This is a genomic window from Pseudomonas sp. UYEF17, assembly GCF_040546125.1.
GTDB lineage: Bacteria > Pseudomonadota > Gammaproteobacteria > Pseudomonadales > Pseudomonadaceae > Aquipseudomonas > Aquipseudomonas putida_Z.
Genome location: NZ_JBEPNE010000011.1, coordinates 1 through 13,271, shown reverse-complemented (window position 1 = coordinate 13,271; position 13,271 = coordinate 1). Strand labels below are relative to the sequence as shown.

Here is a 13,271-nt window from a genome sequence, read left to right as displayed (position 1 = left end):
CGCGGCGGTCCGACGCTTCGGCTCGCCCGCTCCCACAGGTTCTCCATCACCCCCGGGGCCTGTGGTAATCCCTGTGGGAGCGGGCGTGCCCGCGAAGAGGCTCTGAATAACAACATCAAAGGTGGATCAATGACCGATCAACCCCTGGCCCTGACCGTAGAACAAGGCTTGCACGCCGAACAGGAATTGCTGGCCGCCGTCTGCCGCGGCGAGCGCGACAGTGGCGTGCTGTTCTGGCGCCCGACCGACCACGCCCTGGTCATGCCCCGGCGCATGAGCCGTCTGGACAATTTCGAAGCCGCCTGCTCGGAGCTGGCGATTGCCGGCTGGCCGGTGCTGCTGCGCGAAACCGGCGGCGAGCCGGTTCCGCAATCACACTCCACGGTGAATGTTGCCCTGGTCTATGTTGCCCCCCGCAGCGAAGGCGACCACGGCCGCATCGAAAACGCCTACGAGCGCCTGTGCCTGCCGCTGTGTGACGTGCTGCGCGAGTGGGGTGGGGTGGCGTCGGTGGGCGAAATCGACGGTGCCTTCTGCGATGGCCGCTACAACGTCAACCTCAATGGCCGCAAACTGGTGGGCACCGCCCAGCGCTGGCGCCAGGGGCTGGGTGGCAAGCGCCCGGTGGTGCTGGTGCACGGTGCGCTGCTGCTGGACAACGAGCGTGAATCGATGGTGGCGGCGGTCAACCGCTTCAACGAGTGCTGCGAGCTGGAGCAGCGCTGCCGCGCCGATGCGCACATCGCCCTGCACGAAGTGGCGCCTGCGGCCCCATGGTTCGAGCGGCTGTCGCAAGCCTATGCCAAGGTACTGGCCGACCTGCCCAGGGACTAGCGGGTACCGTAGACCACCATGGTCTTGCCTTTGACCTGCACCAGGCTGCGTTCTTCAAGGTCCTTGAGGACGCGGCCGACCATTTCCCGCGAGCAACCGACGATGCGGCCGATTTCCTGACGAGTGATCTTGATCTGCATGCCGTCGGGGTGGGTCATGGCGTCGGGTTGCTTGCACAGTTCCAGCAGGCAGCGGGCGACACGCCCGGTAACGTCGAAGAACGCCAGGTCGCCGACCTTGCGCGTGGTGTTGCGCAGGCGCTGGGCCATCTGGCTGCCCAGGGCATAGAGGATTTCCGGGTCCTGGCGCGCCAGTTCGCGAAATTTCTCATAACTGATTTCGGCTACTTCGCATTCGGTCTTGGCGCGCACCCAGGCACTACGCTGCTGTTCACCCTCGACCGGTTCGAACAGGCCCAACTCGCCGAAGAAGTCGCCATTGTTGAGGTAGGCGATGATCATTTCATGGCCGTCATCGTCCTCGATGAGGATGGTGACCGAACCCTTGATGATGAACGACAGTGTCTCGGCCCGGTCGCCGGCGCAGATGATGTTGCTTTTGGCGGTATAGCGACGGCGCTGGCAGTGCACCAGCAGCTTGTCGATGTTCTTGATCTTGGCGGGTAGGGCGGAAGCAACCATCACGAAATCCTGTTCGATATGACGCATAGGCTTTTTATAAAGGTTGGCTGGCGGGGCGCGCCAGTCATTTGGCGCCAGCTTATCAGACACTACAGGATGTTTCGGTACTAAACCGACACGACTCGTGCTTTTCCCACGGCCGCACAAGGTCTAAGCTGACACCCTTTTCCGAAAATCAGGAGTCCGGGTAGATGAAGGCACGTATCCAGTGGGCCGGTGAGGCGATGTTCCTCGGCGAATCGGGGAGCGGCCATGTCGTCGTGATGGACGGCCCGCCCGAGGCCGGCGGCCGTAACCTGGGCGTGCGCCCGATGGAAATGCTGTTGCTGGGCCTGGGTGGCTGCAGCAGCTTTGACGTGGTCAGCATTCTGAAGAAGTCGCGCCAGGCGGTAGAAAGCTGCGAGGCGTTCCTGGAGGCCGAGCGTGCCAGCGAAGACCCGAAGGTGTTTACCAAGATCCACATGAACTTCGTGGTGAAGGGGCGTGGGCTGAAGGAGGCCCAGGTCAAGCGTGCGGTAGAGCTGTCGGCGGAGAAGTATTGCTCGGCTTCGATCATGCTCGAGCGTGCCGGGGTTGAGATTACCCACGGGTACGAGATTGTAGAGCTGGGTCAAGGCTGACATTTTGGGGCCGCTTTGCGCCCCATCGCGACACAAGGCCGCTCCTACAGGGGATCGCGTACCACCTGTAGGAGCGGCCTTGTGTCGCGATGGGGCGCGGAGCGGCCCCGACAATTTCAGCTGCGAAGCGCCGGCAGCGCAGCCCGCACCCACCCCGGCAAACAATCGCGCATCACCCGGCTCAACCGCTCCCGCCGCTTCTGGTAAACCAGCCCCAGCCCGATAACCCCCAGCCCGATCAAGGTCACCACCACTGGGAACAGCAGCGAGTCGGCAAACACCTCGTACGACAGGTACCCCAGGTAAGCCGCCACGCCTAACGCCCCGAAAACCATGAACACCGTCCGACGCAACAGCACCGCCATACCCATCAGGGCAATATTGATCAGGCAGTACAGGGCCTTGCCCAGCTCGCTGCCACTGTCTACCAGCGTCAGCCCGCCCCAGAATGCCGCCAGCCCGGCCAGGTAGCCCCAGTGGGCGTAGTCTTCGCGGGTGCGGCCGTCCACCCCGACGAACACCACCAGCAACCCGAGCCCGAACCACAGCGAAACCTCGCGGCGCTGTTCCCAGCTGAATGGCGAGCCGAAGAACCATTCGCTCAGGTCCATCGACATGAACCACAAGGCCACGGCAATCGGCATGACGATGAACGGGTAGGGGATCAGCCTCAGCATCAACAGCCCGGCAAGCACCGTGGCTGCTTCCATTGCCAGCCAGCCGCCCTGCACGTAGGTGTAGTACTGGTGATAGTTTGCCTGCGCATCATCCATTGGCCACCAGCCAGCCAGCCGTTCGATGGCGAACACCGCCAATGGCACGATGCTGACCGCGACTGCTGCCAGCACCCCGGCCGCGACGGGCTGTACGCGCCGTTGCAGGTTAACGGCGAACAGCGTGAGCAGCAGGATATAGAGGCTGGCGATGACCAGCAGCGCCCAGTCGCCGATGCGCATCCAGGCTTCGGTGAGCAGCCAGCCCATGGCTGCCATGATCAGCATGGCGCCGAAGTAGAAAGCGACATGGGCCAGCTGGAAGCTGCCGCGCTGTGCCGGCTGATGGTGCAGGAAAGCCAGCAGGGCCTGGTCCTGGCCCGGCTGGAGAATGCCGGCTTGCACGGCGCGCGCCAGGTCCTTGGCGTCGAAACGGTCCGTCATGGTGATGCCTTCAGATACGGTAGGTGCTCTTGGTCATGACCTTGGCCAACAGGCTCATGCCAAAGCGAACAGGGGCGGGGAAGCGATAACCGCCGGCTTCCAGTGCAGACTCGGCATGCTGTTCCTCATCGATGCGCATCTGTTCGAGGATGGCTCGGGACTTTTCGTCTTCCTGCGGGATCTGCTCCAGGTGCTCGTCGAGATGCTTGCACACCTGATGCTCGGTGGCGGCGACGAAGCCCAGGCTGACCTTGTCGCTGACCAGCCCGGCGAGTGCACCGATACCGAACGACATGCCGTAGAACAACGGGTTGAGCACGCTGGGGTGGCTGTTCAGCTGGCGAATGCGCTGTTCGCACCAGGCCAGGTGGTCCACTTCTTCCTCGGCGGCGTGTTCCATGGCCTTGCGCACTTCGGGCAGCTTGGCGGTCAGGGCCTGGCCCTGGTACAGCGCCTGAGCGCACACTTCACCGGTGTGGTTGATACGCATCAGCCCGGCAACATGGCGGGCCTGCTGTTCGTCCAGGTCCGCGTCCGGCTGGACGATGGCCGGCGATGGGCGGGCGGGTTGGCCGCTGAAGGGCAGCAAGGTGCGCATGGCGGTATCGGCCTGCAGCAACAAGCGGTCGAGCGGCGAGTAGTGACGTTCGGTAGCCATCGGGCACCTCCGCAAGAATGTGCCCGACAGTTTACCGCAATAGTGGCAGGGTCGCTTGCCGTGGATCAGCCCGGTGGCCAGTGCATCTGGCGCTGGCCAAGCACGTGCATGTGGATGTGGTAGACGGTCTGGCCGCCTTGCTCGTTACAGTTCATCACTACGCGGAAGCCTTCCTCGCAGCCAAGTTCCTTGGCCAGACGCTGGGCGGTGAACAAGATGTGACCAGCCAGGCCTTTGTCTTCTTCGGTCAAGTCATTGAGGGTGCGGATGTGCTTTTTCGGGATGACCAGAAAATGCACGGGCGCCTGGGGGGCGATATCGTGGAACGCCAGAACCTGGTCGTCCTCGTAGATGATCTTCGCCGGGATCTCCCGGTTGATGATCTTGATGAATAAATCGTCCACAGCACTTGCTCCATGGTGAGGGTCGGGCCGAGTGTACTCAGCCGGGCGCCGCTCGCCCAGTGGCTATTCCATGCCGACCGGGCAATAGCGGCGGTGGATGGCCCCGGCCAGCTTGCGCACCAGCCAGCGCGGCAGCAGGCGCGGGGCGAACGCCAGCAAGCGATTACGCCGGCCGGGCAGTATCAGTGCGCGGTTCTTGTCCAGCGCGCGCACGGTGTATAGCGCCACTTCCTCAGGGCTGAGACAGCGTGGCTTGCCATCCAGCCGCGGAATGCGCCGGCGCGAGGAGCGCACCGGGCCGGGGCACAGTACCGAAACCTTTATGCCGGTGCGCTTGAGTTCTTCACGCAAGGCCTCAGAGAAGCTCAGCACATAGGCCTTGCTGGCGGCATAGGCGGCCATCCACGGGCCAGGCGCCACCCCGGCCAGGCCGGCGACATTGAGGATCTGCCCGCCGCCCTGCACGGCCATCAGGTTACCGATGGCGTGGCACAGGCGGCTTAGGGCCAGCACGTTGACTTCAAGCAGGTCCTGCTCGTCGGCCCACTCATGGGCCAGGAATGGCCCGTAGGTGCGCAGGCCGGCACAATTGACCAGCAGGTCGATGCGCCGCTCGCCTTCCTCCAGTTCCAGCACGAAGCCCGACAGGCGCAACGGCTGGCTGAGGTCGCAGGCACGGAACAGCACCTCGACACCGAAGCGTTGGGTCAGCTCGATGGCCACCGGTTCCAGCGTTTCACGCTGGCGTGCCACCAGGATCAGGTTACGCCCGCGCCGCGCCAGGGCTTCCGCCAGGGCCAGGCCCAGGCCGCTGGAAGCACCAGTGATCATGGCGTAACGGGTCATGCAAGGCTCCTGGGGGCTGAAGAGGGCGCCTAGTGTACAGCTTGGCCGGGCAAGGTGTTGCCTTTTGCTACAGGGTGCGGGCGCGCAGGGCCTGGCAGCGTTCCAGGGCGTCCCGGTACTCGTCATGCAGCCGTCCGATCAGCGCGCTGGCGCTGGGCAGGTCGTCGATACCGCCGACCCCCTGGCCCGCCGACCACACGGTCTTCCAGGCCTTGGCTTCGTCGTCGATCGGCTTGAGCTTGCCTTGCTCATGGCCGCCCCTGATGGCGTTCATGTCATAGCCGGCCTGTTCCAGGCTCTGGCGCAGGAAGCTGGCGGGGACGCCGGACACCGCCGGGGTGTGGACGATGTCGGCGGCATGGGAATCGAGCAGCATCTGCTTGTAGGCGCTCGGGGCCTGGCTTTCTGCGGTGGCGATGAAGCGGGTGCCCATGTACGCAAGGTCCGCACCCAGCATTTGCGCGGCGAGGATCTCGTGGCCGTGGTTGAGGCAGCCGGCCAGCAGCAGGGTCTTGTCGAAGAACTGGCGAATCTCCGCGGCCAGGGCGAACGGACTCCAGGTGCCCGCATGGCCGCCTGCGCCTGCAGCAACGGCGATCAGGCCATCGACACCGGCTTCGGCGGCTTTCTCGGCATGGCGGCGGGTGGTGACATCGTGGAACACCAGGCCGCCGTAGCCATGCACGGCATCGACCACTTCCTTCACCGCGCCGAGGCTGGTGATGACGATCGGCACGCGGTGTTCCACGCACAACGCCAGGTCGGCCTGCAGGCGCGGGTTGGTCGGGTGGACGATCAGATTGACGGCATAGGGGGCTGGCGCCTGCAACTGTGCGAGGCCTGCCTCGATTTCCTCCAGCCAGGCCTTGAAGCCGGCGCTGTCGCGCTGGTTCAGGGCCGGGAAGCTACCGACCACGCCGCTGGAGCAGCAGGCCAGTACCAGCCTGGGGTTGGAGATCAGGAACATCGGTGCGGCAACCACGGGCAGGCGCAGGCGTTGTTCGAGGGAGGCAGGTAACGACATGGCAAGGCTCCTTGAGCGGGTGGCTATGTCAGAACGGTTTGACCACCACCAGAATTACGATACCCAGCAGGAACAGCACGGGCACTTCGTTGAACCAGCGATAGTAGACGTGGCTGCGGGTGTTGCTGCCGCTGGCGAAGCGCTTGCGCTGGGCGCCGCACATGTGATGGTAGACGGTCAGCAGGATGACCAGGGTCAGCTTGGCATGCAGCCAGCCCTGGCTGAACCAGCCGGGCGTGAGGTAGAGCATCCACGCGCCGAACACGTAGGTAGCGATCATCGCCGGGTTCATGATGCCGCGAAACAGCTTGCGCTCCATGGTCACGAAGCGTTCCTGGCTGATGCTGTCCTGGCTTTGGGCGTGGTAGACGAACAGCCGCGGCAGGTAGAACAGGCCGGCGAACCAGCAGACCACGCTGACGATATGCAGCGCTTTGATCCATAGGTAAAGCATGGGGGAGTTCCTTCAGGTATTCACGGTCGTCAGATAGTAGTGGTCAAGCGCCCGAAGGGTCACCCGAAGAGTTGTTACAGGCGCCTTGCGCCCCTATTATCGTGCGCTTTCCAGACGGCTCGTTGATAAGGGGCAAGCGTTATGATCAAGGTCGGTATCGTCGGCGGCACGGGTTACACCGGCGTCGAACTGTTGCGTCTGCTGGCACAGCATCCACAGGCCGAAGTGGCGGTCATCACTTCGCGCTCCGAGGCGGGCGTTGCAGTGGCGGACATGTACCCGAACCTGCGCGGCCACTATGACGGGCTGGCGTTCAGCGTGCCGGACAGCAAGACCCTGGCCGCCTGCGACGTGGTGTTCTTCGCCACCCCGCACGGTGTTGCCCACGCCCTGGCTGGCGAACTGCTGGCGGCCGGTACCAAGGTGATCGACCTGTCGGCCGACTTCCGCCTGCAGGACGCCGCCGAGTGGGGCAAGTGGTACGGCCAGCCGCACGGTGCGCCAGAGCTGCTCAAGGACGCGGTATACGGCCTGCCTGAAGTCAACCGCGAGAAGATTCGCCAGGCGCGCCTGATCGCTGTGCCGGGTTGCTACCCGACCGCCACCCAACTGGGCTTCCTGCCGCTGCTGGAAGCTGGCCTGGCCGACCCGTCGCGCCTGATCGCCGACTGCAAGTCGGGTGTCAGCGGCGCTGGTCGTGGTGCGGCGGTGGGTTCGCTGTTCTGCGAAGCCGGCGAAAGCATGAAAGCCTACGCAGTGAAGGGCCATCGCCACCTGCCGGAAATCAGCCAGGGCCTGCGCCTGGCCGCTGGCAAGGATATCGGCCTGACTTTCGTGCCGCACCTGACGCCAATGATCCGTGGCATCCACGCCACCTTGTACGCTACCGTCGCCGACACCTCGGTCGACCTGCAGGCGCTGTTCGAGAAGCGTTACGCCGATGAACCGTTCGTCGATGTGATGCCGGCTGGCAGCCACCCGGAAACCCGCAGTGTGCGCGGCGCCAACGTCTGCCGCATTGCCGTTCATCGCCCGCAAGGCGGTGACCTGGTGGTGGTGCTGTCGGTGATCGACAACCTGGTCAAAGGCGCGTCCGGCCAGGCGGTGCAGAACCTCAACATCCTGTTCGGCCTGGACGAGCGCATGGGCTTGTCACACGCGGGCCTGCTGCCGTAAGCCGCCAGCGTTCGAAAAGGCCCGCGTCGTGCGGGCCTTTTTGTAGGTCGCGACTAAAGCCGCACAATTCTTGACCGATTTTCTCGGGAAAGCGGATAATGCGCGTCATCGAGTTTTATGGCGGCTACCACGCCGGGAGAATCAACATGAGCGTCGAAACCTTCACCCCCACCGCTTTGGAATTCACCCACGGCGCTGCGCAAAAGGTGAAGAACCTGGTTTCCGAGGAAGGCAACGATCGTCTGAAGCTGCGCGTGTTCGTCACCGGTGGCGGCTGCTCGGGCTTCCAGTATGGCTTCACCTTCGATGAAGACGTGGCCGAAGACGACACCATCGTCGAGCGCGAAGGTGTTTCCCTTGTGGTCGACCCGATGAGCTTCCAGTACCTGGCCGGCGCCGAGGTGGATTACCAGGAAGGCCTGGAAGGCTCGCGCTTCGTGATCAAGAACCCGAACGCTGCTACCACCTGTGGCTGCGGCTCCTCGTTCTCGATCTGAGGCCTGGCCATATGAAAACGCCGCGCAATTGCGCGGCGTTTTGCTTTCTGGCGTAACGTTCAGGCCGGGTAGATTGCGCCGAGTACGCGCAGGCCCTTGGCCGCTGTCACGCTAGGGCGATTGGCAGCGATGCCTTCCAGGCAACAGTGGGCCAGCCAGGCGAAGGCCATGGCTTCGACCCAGTCCGGGTCCACGCCATGGGCGCCGGTGCTGGCGACACGGGCGTCGGGCAGCAACTGGCCGAGGCGTGCCATCAGGGCGCCGTTGCGCGCACCGCCACCGCAGACCAGCAGCGCTTCGGTGCCTTGCTGGGCGTTGCTCAACGAGTCGATGATGCTGCGTGCGGTCAGTTCCAGCAATGTTGCCTGTACGTCCTCGTCGCGGTAAGCGGGCAGGCGGGTCAGGTGGCCATCCAGCCAGGGCAGGTTGAATACTTCGCGGCCCGTGCTCTTCGGGCCGCTGCCGGCGAAGAACGGGTCGGCCAGCAGTGCGCTGAGCAAGTCGGCTTGCACTACGCCCGAGGCAGCCCAAGCCCCATCCGCATCGTAGGCCTGGCCGCGCTTGCGTTCGATCCAGGCATCCAGCAGCACGTTGCCCGGGCCGCAGTCGAAGCCGTGGACTGGCTTGTCGTGTTCGATCAGGCTGAGGTTGCTGAAACCGCCCACGTTGAGAATGGCCAGGCGCTGGCCCAGGTGGCTGAACAGGGTTTCATGGAAGGCCGGCACCAGTGGCGCACCTTGGCCACCGGCGGCCACATCGCGACGGCGGAAGTCGGCGACCACGCTGATGCCGGTAAGCTCGGCCAGCAGCGCCGGGTTGCCGATCTGCACGGTAAAGCCGCGTGCAGGTTCGTGGCGGATGGTCTGGCCGTGGCTGCCGATGGCGCGGATGGCTCCGGCCTGCAGCCCTTGCCTGGCCAGCAGCTCGCGGATGCCTTCGCCTGCCAGGCTGGCCCAGCGGTTTTCCGCCAGTGCAGCGCGGGCGATCTCGTCAGGGCCGCTGCTGCAAAGGCCCAGCAGTTCCTGGCGCAGGTCGCCGGGCATGGGCAGGTAGTGGGTGGCGAGCAGTTCGAGCTGCTCGCCTTGTTCGATCAAGGCAATGTCCAGGCCATCGAGGCTGGTGCCGGACATCACCCCCAGGTAGAGCGCCATGGGCTTAGCGCTTGTTCGCTGCGAGCAGGGTGGCCTTTTCCTGATCCATACGGGCGATCAGGGGTTGGCTCTGCTGCAGGAAACGCTGGCGCTCGTTCCTGGCGATCGGGTCGGCCATCGGCACCTTCTGGCTCAGCGGGTCGACGTGCACACCATTGACCTGGAACTCGTAGTGCAGGTGCGGACCGGTGGACAGGCCGGTGGTGCCGATGTAGCCGATGATCTGGCCCTGCTTGACCGAGCCGCCTGTCTTGATGCCCTTGGCAAAGCCCTGCATGTGGCCGTACAGCGTCTTGTAGCGGTTGCCGTGCTGGATGATCACGGTGTTGCCGTAACCACCGCGGCGCCCGGCCAGCTCGATGCGGCCGTCACCGGCTGCCTTGATTGGAGTGCCGCGTGGGGCGGCGTAGTCGACGCCTTTGTGGGCACGGATCTTGTTCAGGATCGGGTGCTTGCGGCCGGCGGAGAAGCGCGAGCTGATGCGGGCGAAGTCGACCGGGGTGCGGATGAAGGCCTTGCGCAAGCTATTGCCATCGGCGGTGTAGTAGCTGGTGTTGCCCTGCTTGTTGGTATAGCGCACGGCGGTGTAGGTCTTGCCGCGGTTGGTGAAGCGCGCGGACAGGATGTTACCGGTGCCGACGACCTTGCCGTCCATTACCTTCTGCTCGTAGACCACGTCGAATTCATCGCCCGGGCGAATGTCCTGGGCGAAATCGATGTCGTAACCCAGCACGCGGGCCATGTCCATGGTCATGCTGTGGGACAGGCCGGCGCGCTGGGCCGAGGCCGACAGCGAGCTTTTGATCACGCCGTGGGCGTAGGCGGTACGCACTACCGGCTTGCTGATTTCGCGGTTGAAGGTATAGCCCTTGTCGGTCTTGGTCAGGCGAATGGTTTCGAGGTTGCTGACCTTGCTGTGCAGGCTGGCCAGCTGGCCGTCCTTGTCGAGCTCGAACTGCAGCACCTGGCCGTGCTTGAGCTGGCTGAACTGCTTGGCCTGCTTGTTGCTGGCCAGCAGGTCGTGCACCGCATTGCTCGGCAAGCCGACCTTCGCGAACAGGGTGGACAGGGTATCGCCCCGGGCCACGGTGACTTCACGGTGACTGGGTTGCTTGGCAGCTTCGACGACCGGTTCGGCCGCAGGGGCTTCCTGCTCGGCGTTCTGGGTCTCGGGGGTGGTCTCTTCGATTTGGGCGAATGGCGAGCCTTGCTCACCTTCTGCCTGCACCAGGGGCGCAGCGCGGGATTCGTCCTTCAACTGCTCGGCAGGGCTCTCCAGTTCGAGGTTGAGGGTGGTTTTCTTGGCTTCCACTTCGCTGGAGGGAAACACCAGCAGGGCCAGGCTGAGCAGGGCGGCGATGCCGCTGGCGGCCAACAGATGGCTTTTCGGATAAAGCGGGGGCGCTTTAGGCGGTTCGTTGGTCATGGGCAAGGTGACTTTGAAAAAGGTGAAATGGAAAAGATGAATGACATGATGAAGATGAAATAACTGTATAAAATATAACCAAATCCATTTTCACGCAAGGGCGCGTAGACGCCGCAAGCCCACGTTCGGGTCACATTCCTTTGCGAAACTTGTAATTGACGGCCGATCTTGTATGGTTGGCTCCCCCTGAATCTGAGCCTTGCGGGTTTGTCTATGAAGTCGGTTGAAGAGCAGCTGGCGCTTATCAAGCGCGGTGCGGAAGAAGTACTGGTCGAGTCGGAACTGGTGGAGAAGCTCAAGCGCGGCCAGCCTCTGCGCATCAAGGCCGGCTTCGACCCGACCGCGCCTGACCTGCACCTTGGGCACACGGTGCTGATCAACAAGCTGCGCCAGTTCCAGGACCTGGGCCACCAGGTCATCTTCCTGATCGGTGACTTCACCGGCATGATCGGTGACCCGAGCGGCAAGAGCGCCACGCGCCCGCCGCTGACCCGCGAGCAGGTGCTGGAAAACGCCGAGACCTACAAGCAGCAGGTGTTCAAGATCCTCGATCCAGCCAAGACCGAGGTCGCGTTCAACTCCACCTGGATGGACAAGCTGACCCCGGCCGACTTCATTCGCCTGGCATCGCAGTACACCGTGGCGCGCATGCTCGAGCGCGATGACTTCGACAAGCGCTACACCACCAACCAGCCTATTGCCATCCACGAGTTCCTGTACCCGCTGGTGCAGGGTTATGACTCGGTGGCGCTGAAGGCGGATGTCGAGCTGGGTGGTACCGACCAGAAGTTCAACCTGCTGATGGGACGTGAGCTGCAGCGCGCCTATGGCCAGGAAGCGCAGAACATCGTGACCATGCCGCTGCTCGAAGGGCTCGACGGCGTGAAGAAGATGTCCAAGTCGCTGGGTAACTATGTAGGTATCCAGGAAGCGCCGGGGGTGATGTACAGCAAGCTGGTGTCGATCCCGGATACCCTGATGTGGCGCTACTTCGAACTGCTGAGCTTCCGTTCGATGGAAGAGATCGAGCAGTTCCGTGCCGACGTCGCCAATGGTGCCAACCCGCGCGACATCAAGATCAAGCTGGCGGAAGAGATCGTTGCGCGCTTCCATGGCGAGGAGGCAGCGGCCAATGCTCACCGTGCAGCGGGTAACCGTATGAAGGAAGGCGAGCTGCCGGAAGATCTGCCGGAAATCGAAGTGGCTGCGGGCGAAAGCCTGCCGATTGCTGCCGTACTGAACCGGGCTGGCCTGGTGAAGAACTCTGCGCAGGCGCGGGACTTGCTGAGTGGTGGTGCGGTGAAGGTCGATGGTGCGGTGGTTGATCGTGACTTCATGTTTGCGCTGGGTGCTACCCATGTGTGCCAGGCGGGCAAGAAGTCGTTTGCGCGGGTTACCTTGAAGGCTGAGTGATTGGCTTTGGGTGTGGCTATATAGAAGCGGGGAGGCCGATAGGCCTCCCCGCTTTGTTTTTGGGGTTTGGCTTTTGGTTGTTGGGTGCGTCAGGGCGGCTATGGGCCTGTCTTGAGATGGTATTGGCTTTGAGAGGTGCCTGCCTTGTGTTTTCTGGCGCCTATGAGATCGAGCGCCGCCCGCGCGGCGCTTCGCAGCACAAGGCTGCTCCTACATCTGTTTCGGGCCAATTATTCCTGCGCCATTGGCGCGCGCACCCTGGGTGCATGGCTGGAGATTGATGAAGAGCAGCAGGCGCAACCTTCGATATTGAATGGAACAGACAAGGCGGTCGCGCGCACCAGGCACAGGAGAGACTGGCCCGAAACAGATGTAGGAGCAGCCTTGTGCTGCGAAGCGCCGCGCGGGCGGCGCTCGATCTCATAGGCGCAGAAGGTGTTGTGGCGAACACCTGGTGGCCTTGATGTGGTCTTTTCCCCTGATATTTCAATTTCTTGAAATTAAAGGTTGACGCCCCTTCGAATCCCCTTATAATGCGCCCCACTTCCAGCGACATCGGAACGACAAACTTCTTGAAATTCAATAAGTTAGGTTGTTCGGAAAGAGCTGAAAGGGCTACGATCAAATGATCGACAGCGGTTGAGATGATGGTTGACAGCGTTTCTAAACGCTGTATGATTCGCCTCCCGCTACGAGAGATCGCAGCGAGTCAAGTGTTTGAAGCTAAACGAGTTTCTCGCAAAAAACTTCAAAATAAACGCTTGACAGCAAATGAGGAAAGCGTAGAATGCGCGCCTCGGTTGAGACGAAAAGCTCTTAACCAAACGCTCTTTAACAAATCGAATCAAGCAATTCGTGTGGGTGCTTGTGAGTATGGACTGATAGTCACAAAGATTATCAGCATCACAAGTGACCATGCGAGAAATCACATAGTCATTTGAGATTGCTGAGCCAAGTTTAGGGTTTCTTA

The 13,271-nt window shown here is 62.8% G+C and carries 14 protein-coding genes; 5 read left to right on the top strand and 9 right to left on the bottom strand.

The features are described 5' to 3' along the window. Positions 1–129 precede the first annotated feature (129 nt). Complete coding sequence (locus ABIB24_RS16910; RefSeq protein WP_274079908.1) at positions 130–834, top strand: lipoate--protein ligase family protein; 705 nt, start codon at positions 130–132, stop codon at positions 832–834. On the opposite strand, the gene crp is transcribed toward ABIB24_RS16910, so the two are convergent. Then, positions 831–1,475, bottom strand: a complete 645-nt coding sequence (gene crp / locus ABIB24_RS16905; RefSeq protein ID WP_012270218.1) for a cAMP-activated global transcriptional regulator CRP — start codon at positions 1,473–1,475, stop codon at positions 831–833. The two genes, ABIB24_RS16910 and crp, sit on opposite strands and share 4 nt — an antisense overlap. A gap of 191 nt (positions 1,476–1,666) precedes the next feature. Between crp and ABIB24_RS16900 the strand changes: the two genes are divergently transcribed. Beyond that, positions 1,667–2,095, top strand: coding sequence for an OsmC family protein (locus tag ABIB24_RS16900; RefSeq protein ID WP_025337475.1), 429 nt, complete (start codon positions 1,667–1,669; stop codon positions 2,093–2,095). 116 nt (positions 2,096–2,211) lie between these two features. Here ABIB24_RS16900 and ABIB24_RS16895 read toward each other — a convergent pair whose 3' ends face one another. From ABIB24_RS16895 to hemJ, 6 genes are all read right to left on the bottom strand, one after another. Continuing rightward, a complete protein-coding gene (locus ABIB24_RS16895; RefSeq protein WP_354316925.1) occupies positions 2,212–3,252 on the bottom strand; it encodes a DUF2157 domain-containing protein in 1,041 nt (346 codons plus the stop codon). 10 nt (positions 3,253–3,262) lie between these two features. After that, a complete protein-coding gene (gene coq7 / locus ABIB24_RS16890) occupies positions 3,263–3,910 on the bottom strand; it encodes a 2-polyprenyl-3-methyl-6-methoxy-1,4-benzoquinone monooxygenase (RefSeq protein ID WP_137162855.1) in 648 nt (215 codons plus the stop codon). Positions 3,911–3,975: 65 nt separating this feature from the next. Continuing rightward, positions 3,976–4,314, bottom strand: coding sequence for a histidine triad nucleotide-binding protein (locus ABIB24_RS16885; RefSeq protein ID WP_013970615.1), 339 nt, complete (start codon positions 4,312–4,314; stop codon positions 3,976–3,978). A gap of 63 nt (positions 4,315–4,377) precedes the next feature. Beyond that, on the bottom strand, positions 4,378–5,160 hold the full coding sequence (locus ABIB24_RS16880) for an SDR family NAD(P)-dependent oxidoreductase (protein WP_274079906.1): 783 nt from the start codon (positions 5,158–5,160) through the stop codon (positions 4,378–4,380). A 67-nt stretch (positions 5,161–5,227) separates the two neighbouring features. Then, entirely contained in the window at positions 5,228–6,184 is a 957-nt protein-coding gene (locus tag ABIB24_RS16875) for an NAD(P)H-dependent flavin oxidoreductase (RefSeq protein ID WP_274079905.1), read from the bottom strand. Between the two features lie 28 nt (positions 6,185–6,212). Then, positions 6,213–6,638, bottom strand: a complete 426-nt coding sequence (gene hemJ, locus ABIB24_RS16870; RefSeq protein WP_274079904.1) for a protoporphyrinogen oxidase HemJ — start codon at positions 6,636–6,638, stop codon at positions 6,213–6,215. 141 nt (positions 6,639–6,779) lie between these two features. Between hemJ and argC the strand changes: the two genes are divergently transcribed. Next, a complete protein-coding gene (gene argC / locus ABIB24_RS16865; protein ID WP_025337480.1) occupies positions 6,780–7,814 on the top strand; it encodes an N-acetyl-gamma-glutamyl-phosphate reductase in 1,035 nt (344 codons plus the stop codon). A 146-nt stretch (positions 7,815–7,960) separates the two neighbouring features. Next, a complete protein-coding gene (erpA, locus tag ABIB24_RS16860; protein ID WP_015268740.1) occupies positions 7,961–8,311 on the top strand; it encodes an iron-sulfur cluster insertion protein ErpA in 351 nt (116 codons plus the stop codon). A 59-nt stretch (positions 8,312–8,370) separates the two neighbouring features. Here erpA and ABIB24_RS16855 read toward each other — a convergent pair whose 3' ends face one another. Together ABIB24_RS16855 and ABIB24_RS16850 are read right to left on the bottom strand one after the other, a co-directional pair. Continuing rightward, a complete protein-coding gene (locus ABIB24_RS16855; protein WP_354316924.1) occupies positions 8,371–9,462 on the bottom strand; it encodes an anhydro-N-acetylmuramic acid kinase in 1,092 nt (363 codons plus the stop codon). A 4-nt stretch (positions 9,463–9,466) separates the two neighbouring features. Further along, positions 9,467–10,888: a peptidoglycan DD-metalloendopeptidase family protein gene (locus ABIB24_RS16850; RefSeq protein ID WP_084785121.1), complete on the bottom strand. Its 1,422-nt coding sequence runs from the start codon at positions 10,886–10,888 to the stop codon at positions 9,467–9,469. 213 nt (positions 10,889–11,101) lie between these two features. Here ABIB24_RS16850 and tyrS point away from each other — a divergent pair, with 213 nt between their 5' ends. Continuing rightward, positions 11,102–12,301, top strand: coding sequence for a tyrosine--tRNA ligase (gene tyrS / locus ABIB24_RS16845; protein WP_025337483.1), 1,200 nt, complete (start codon positions 11,102–11,104; stop codon positions 12,299–12,301). Positions 12,302–13,271: the final 970 nt, after the last annotated feature.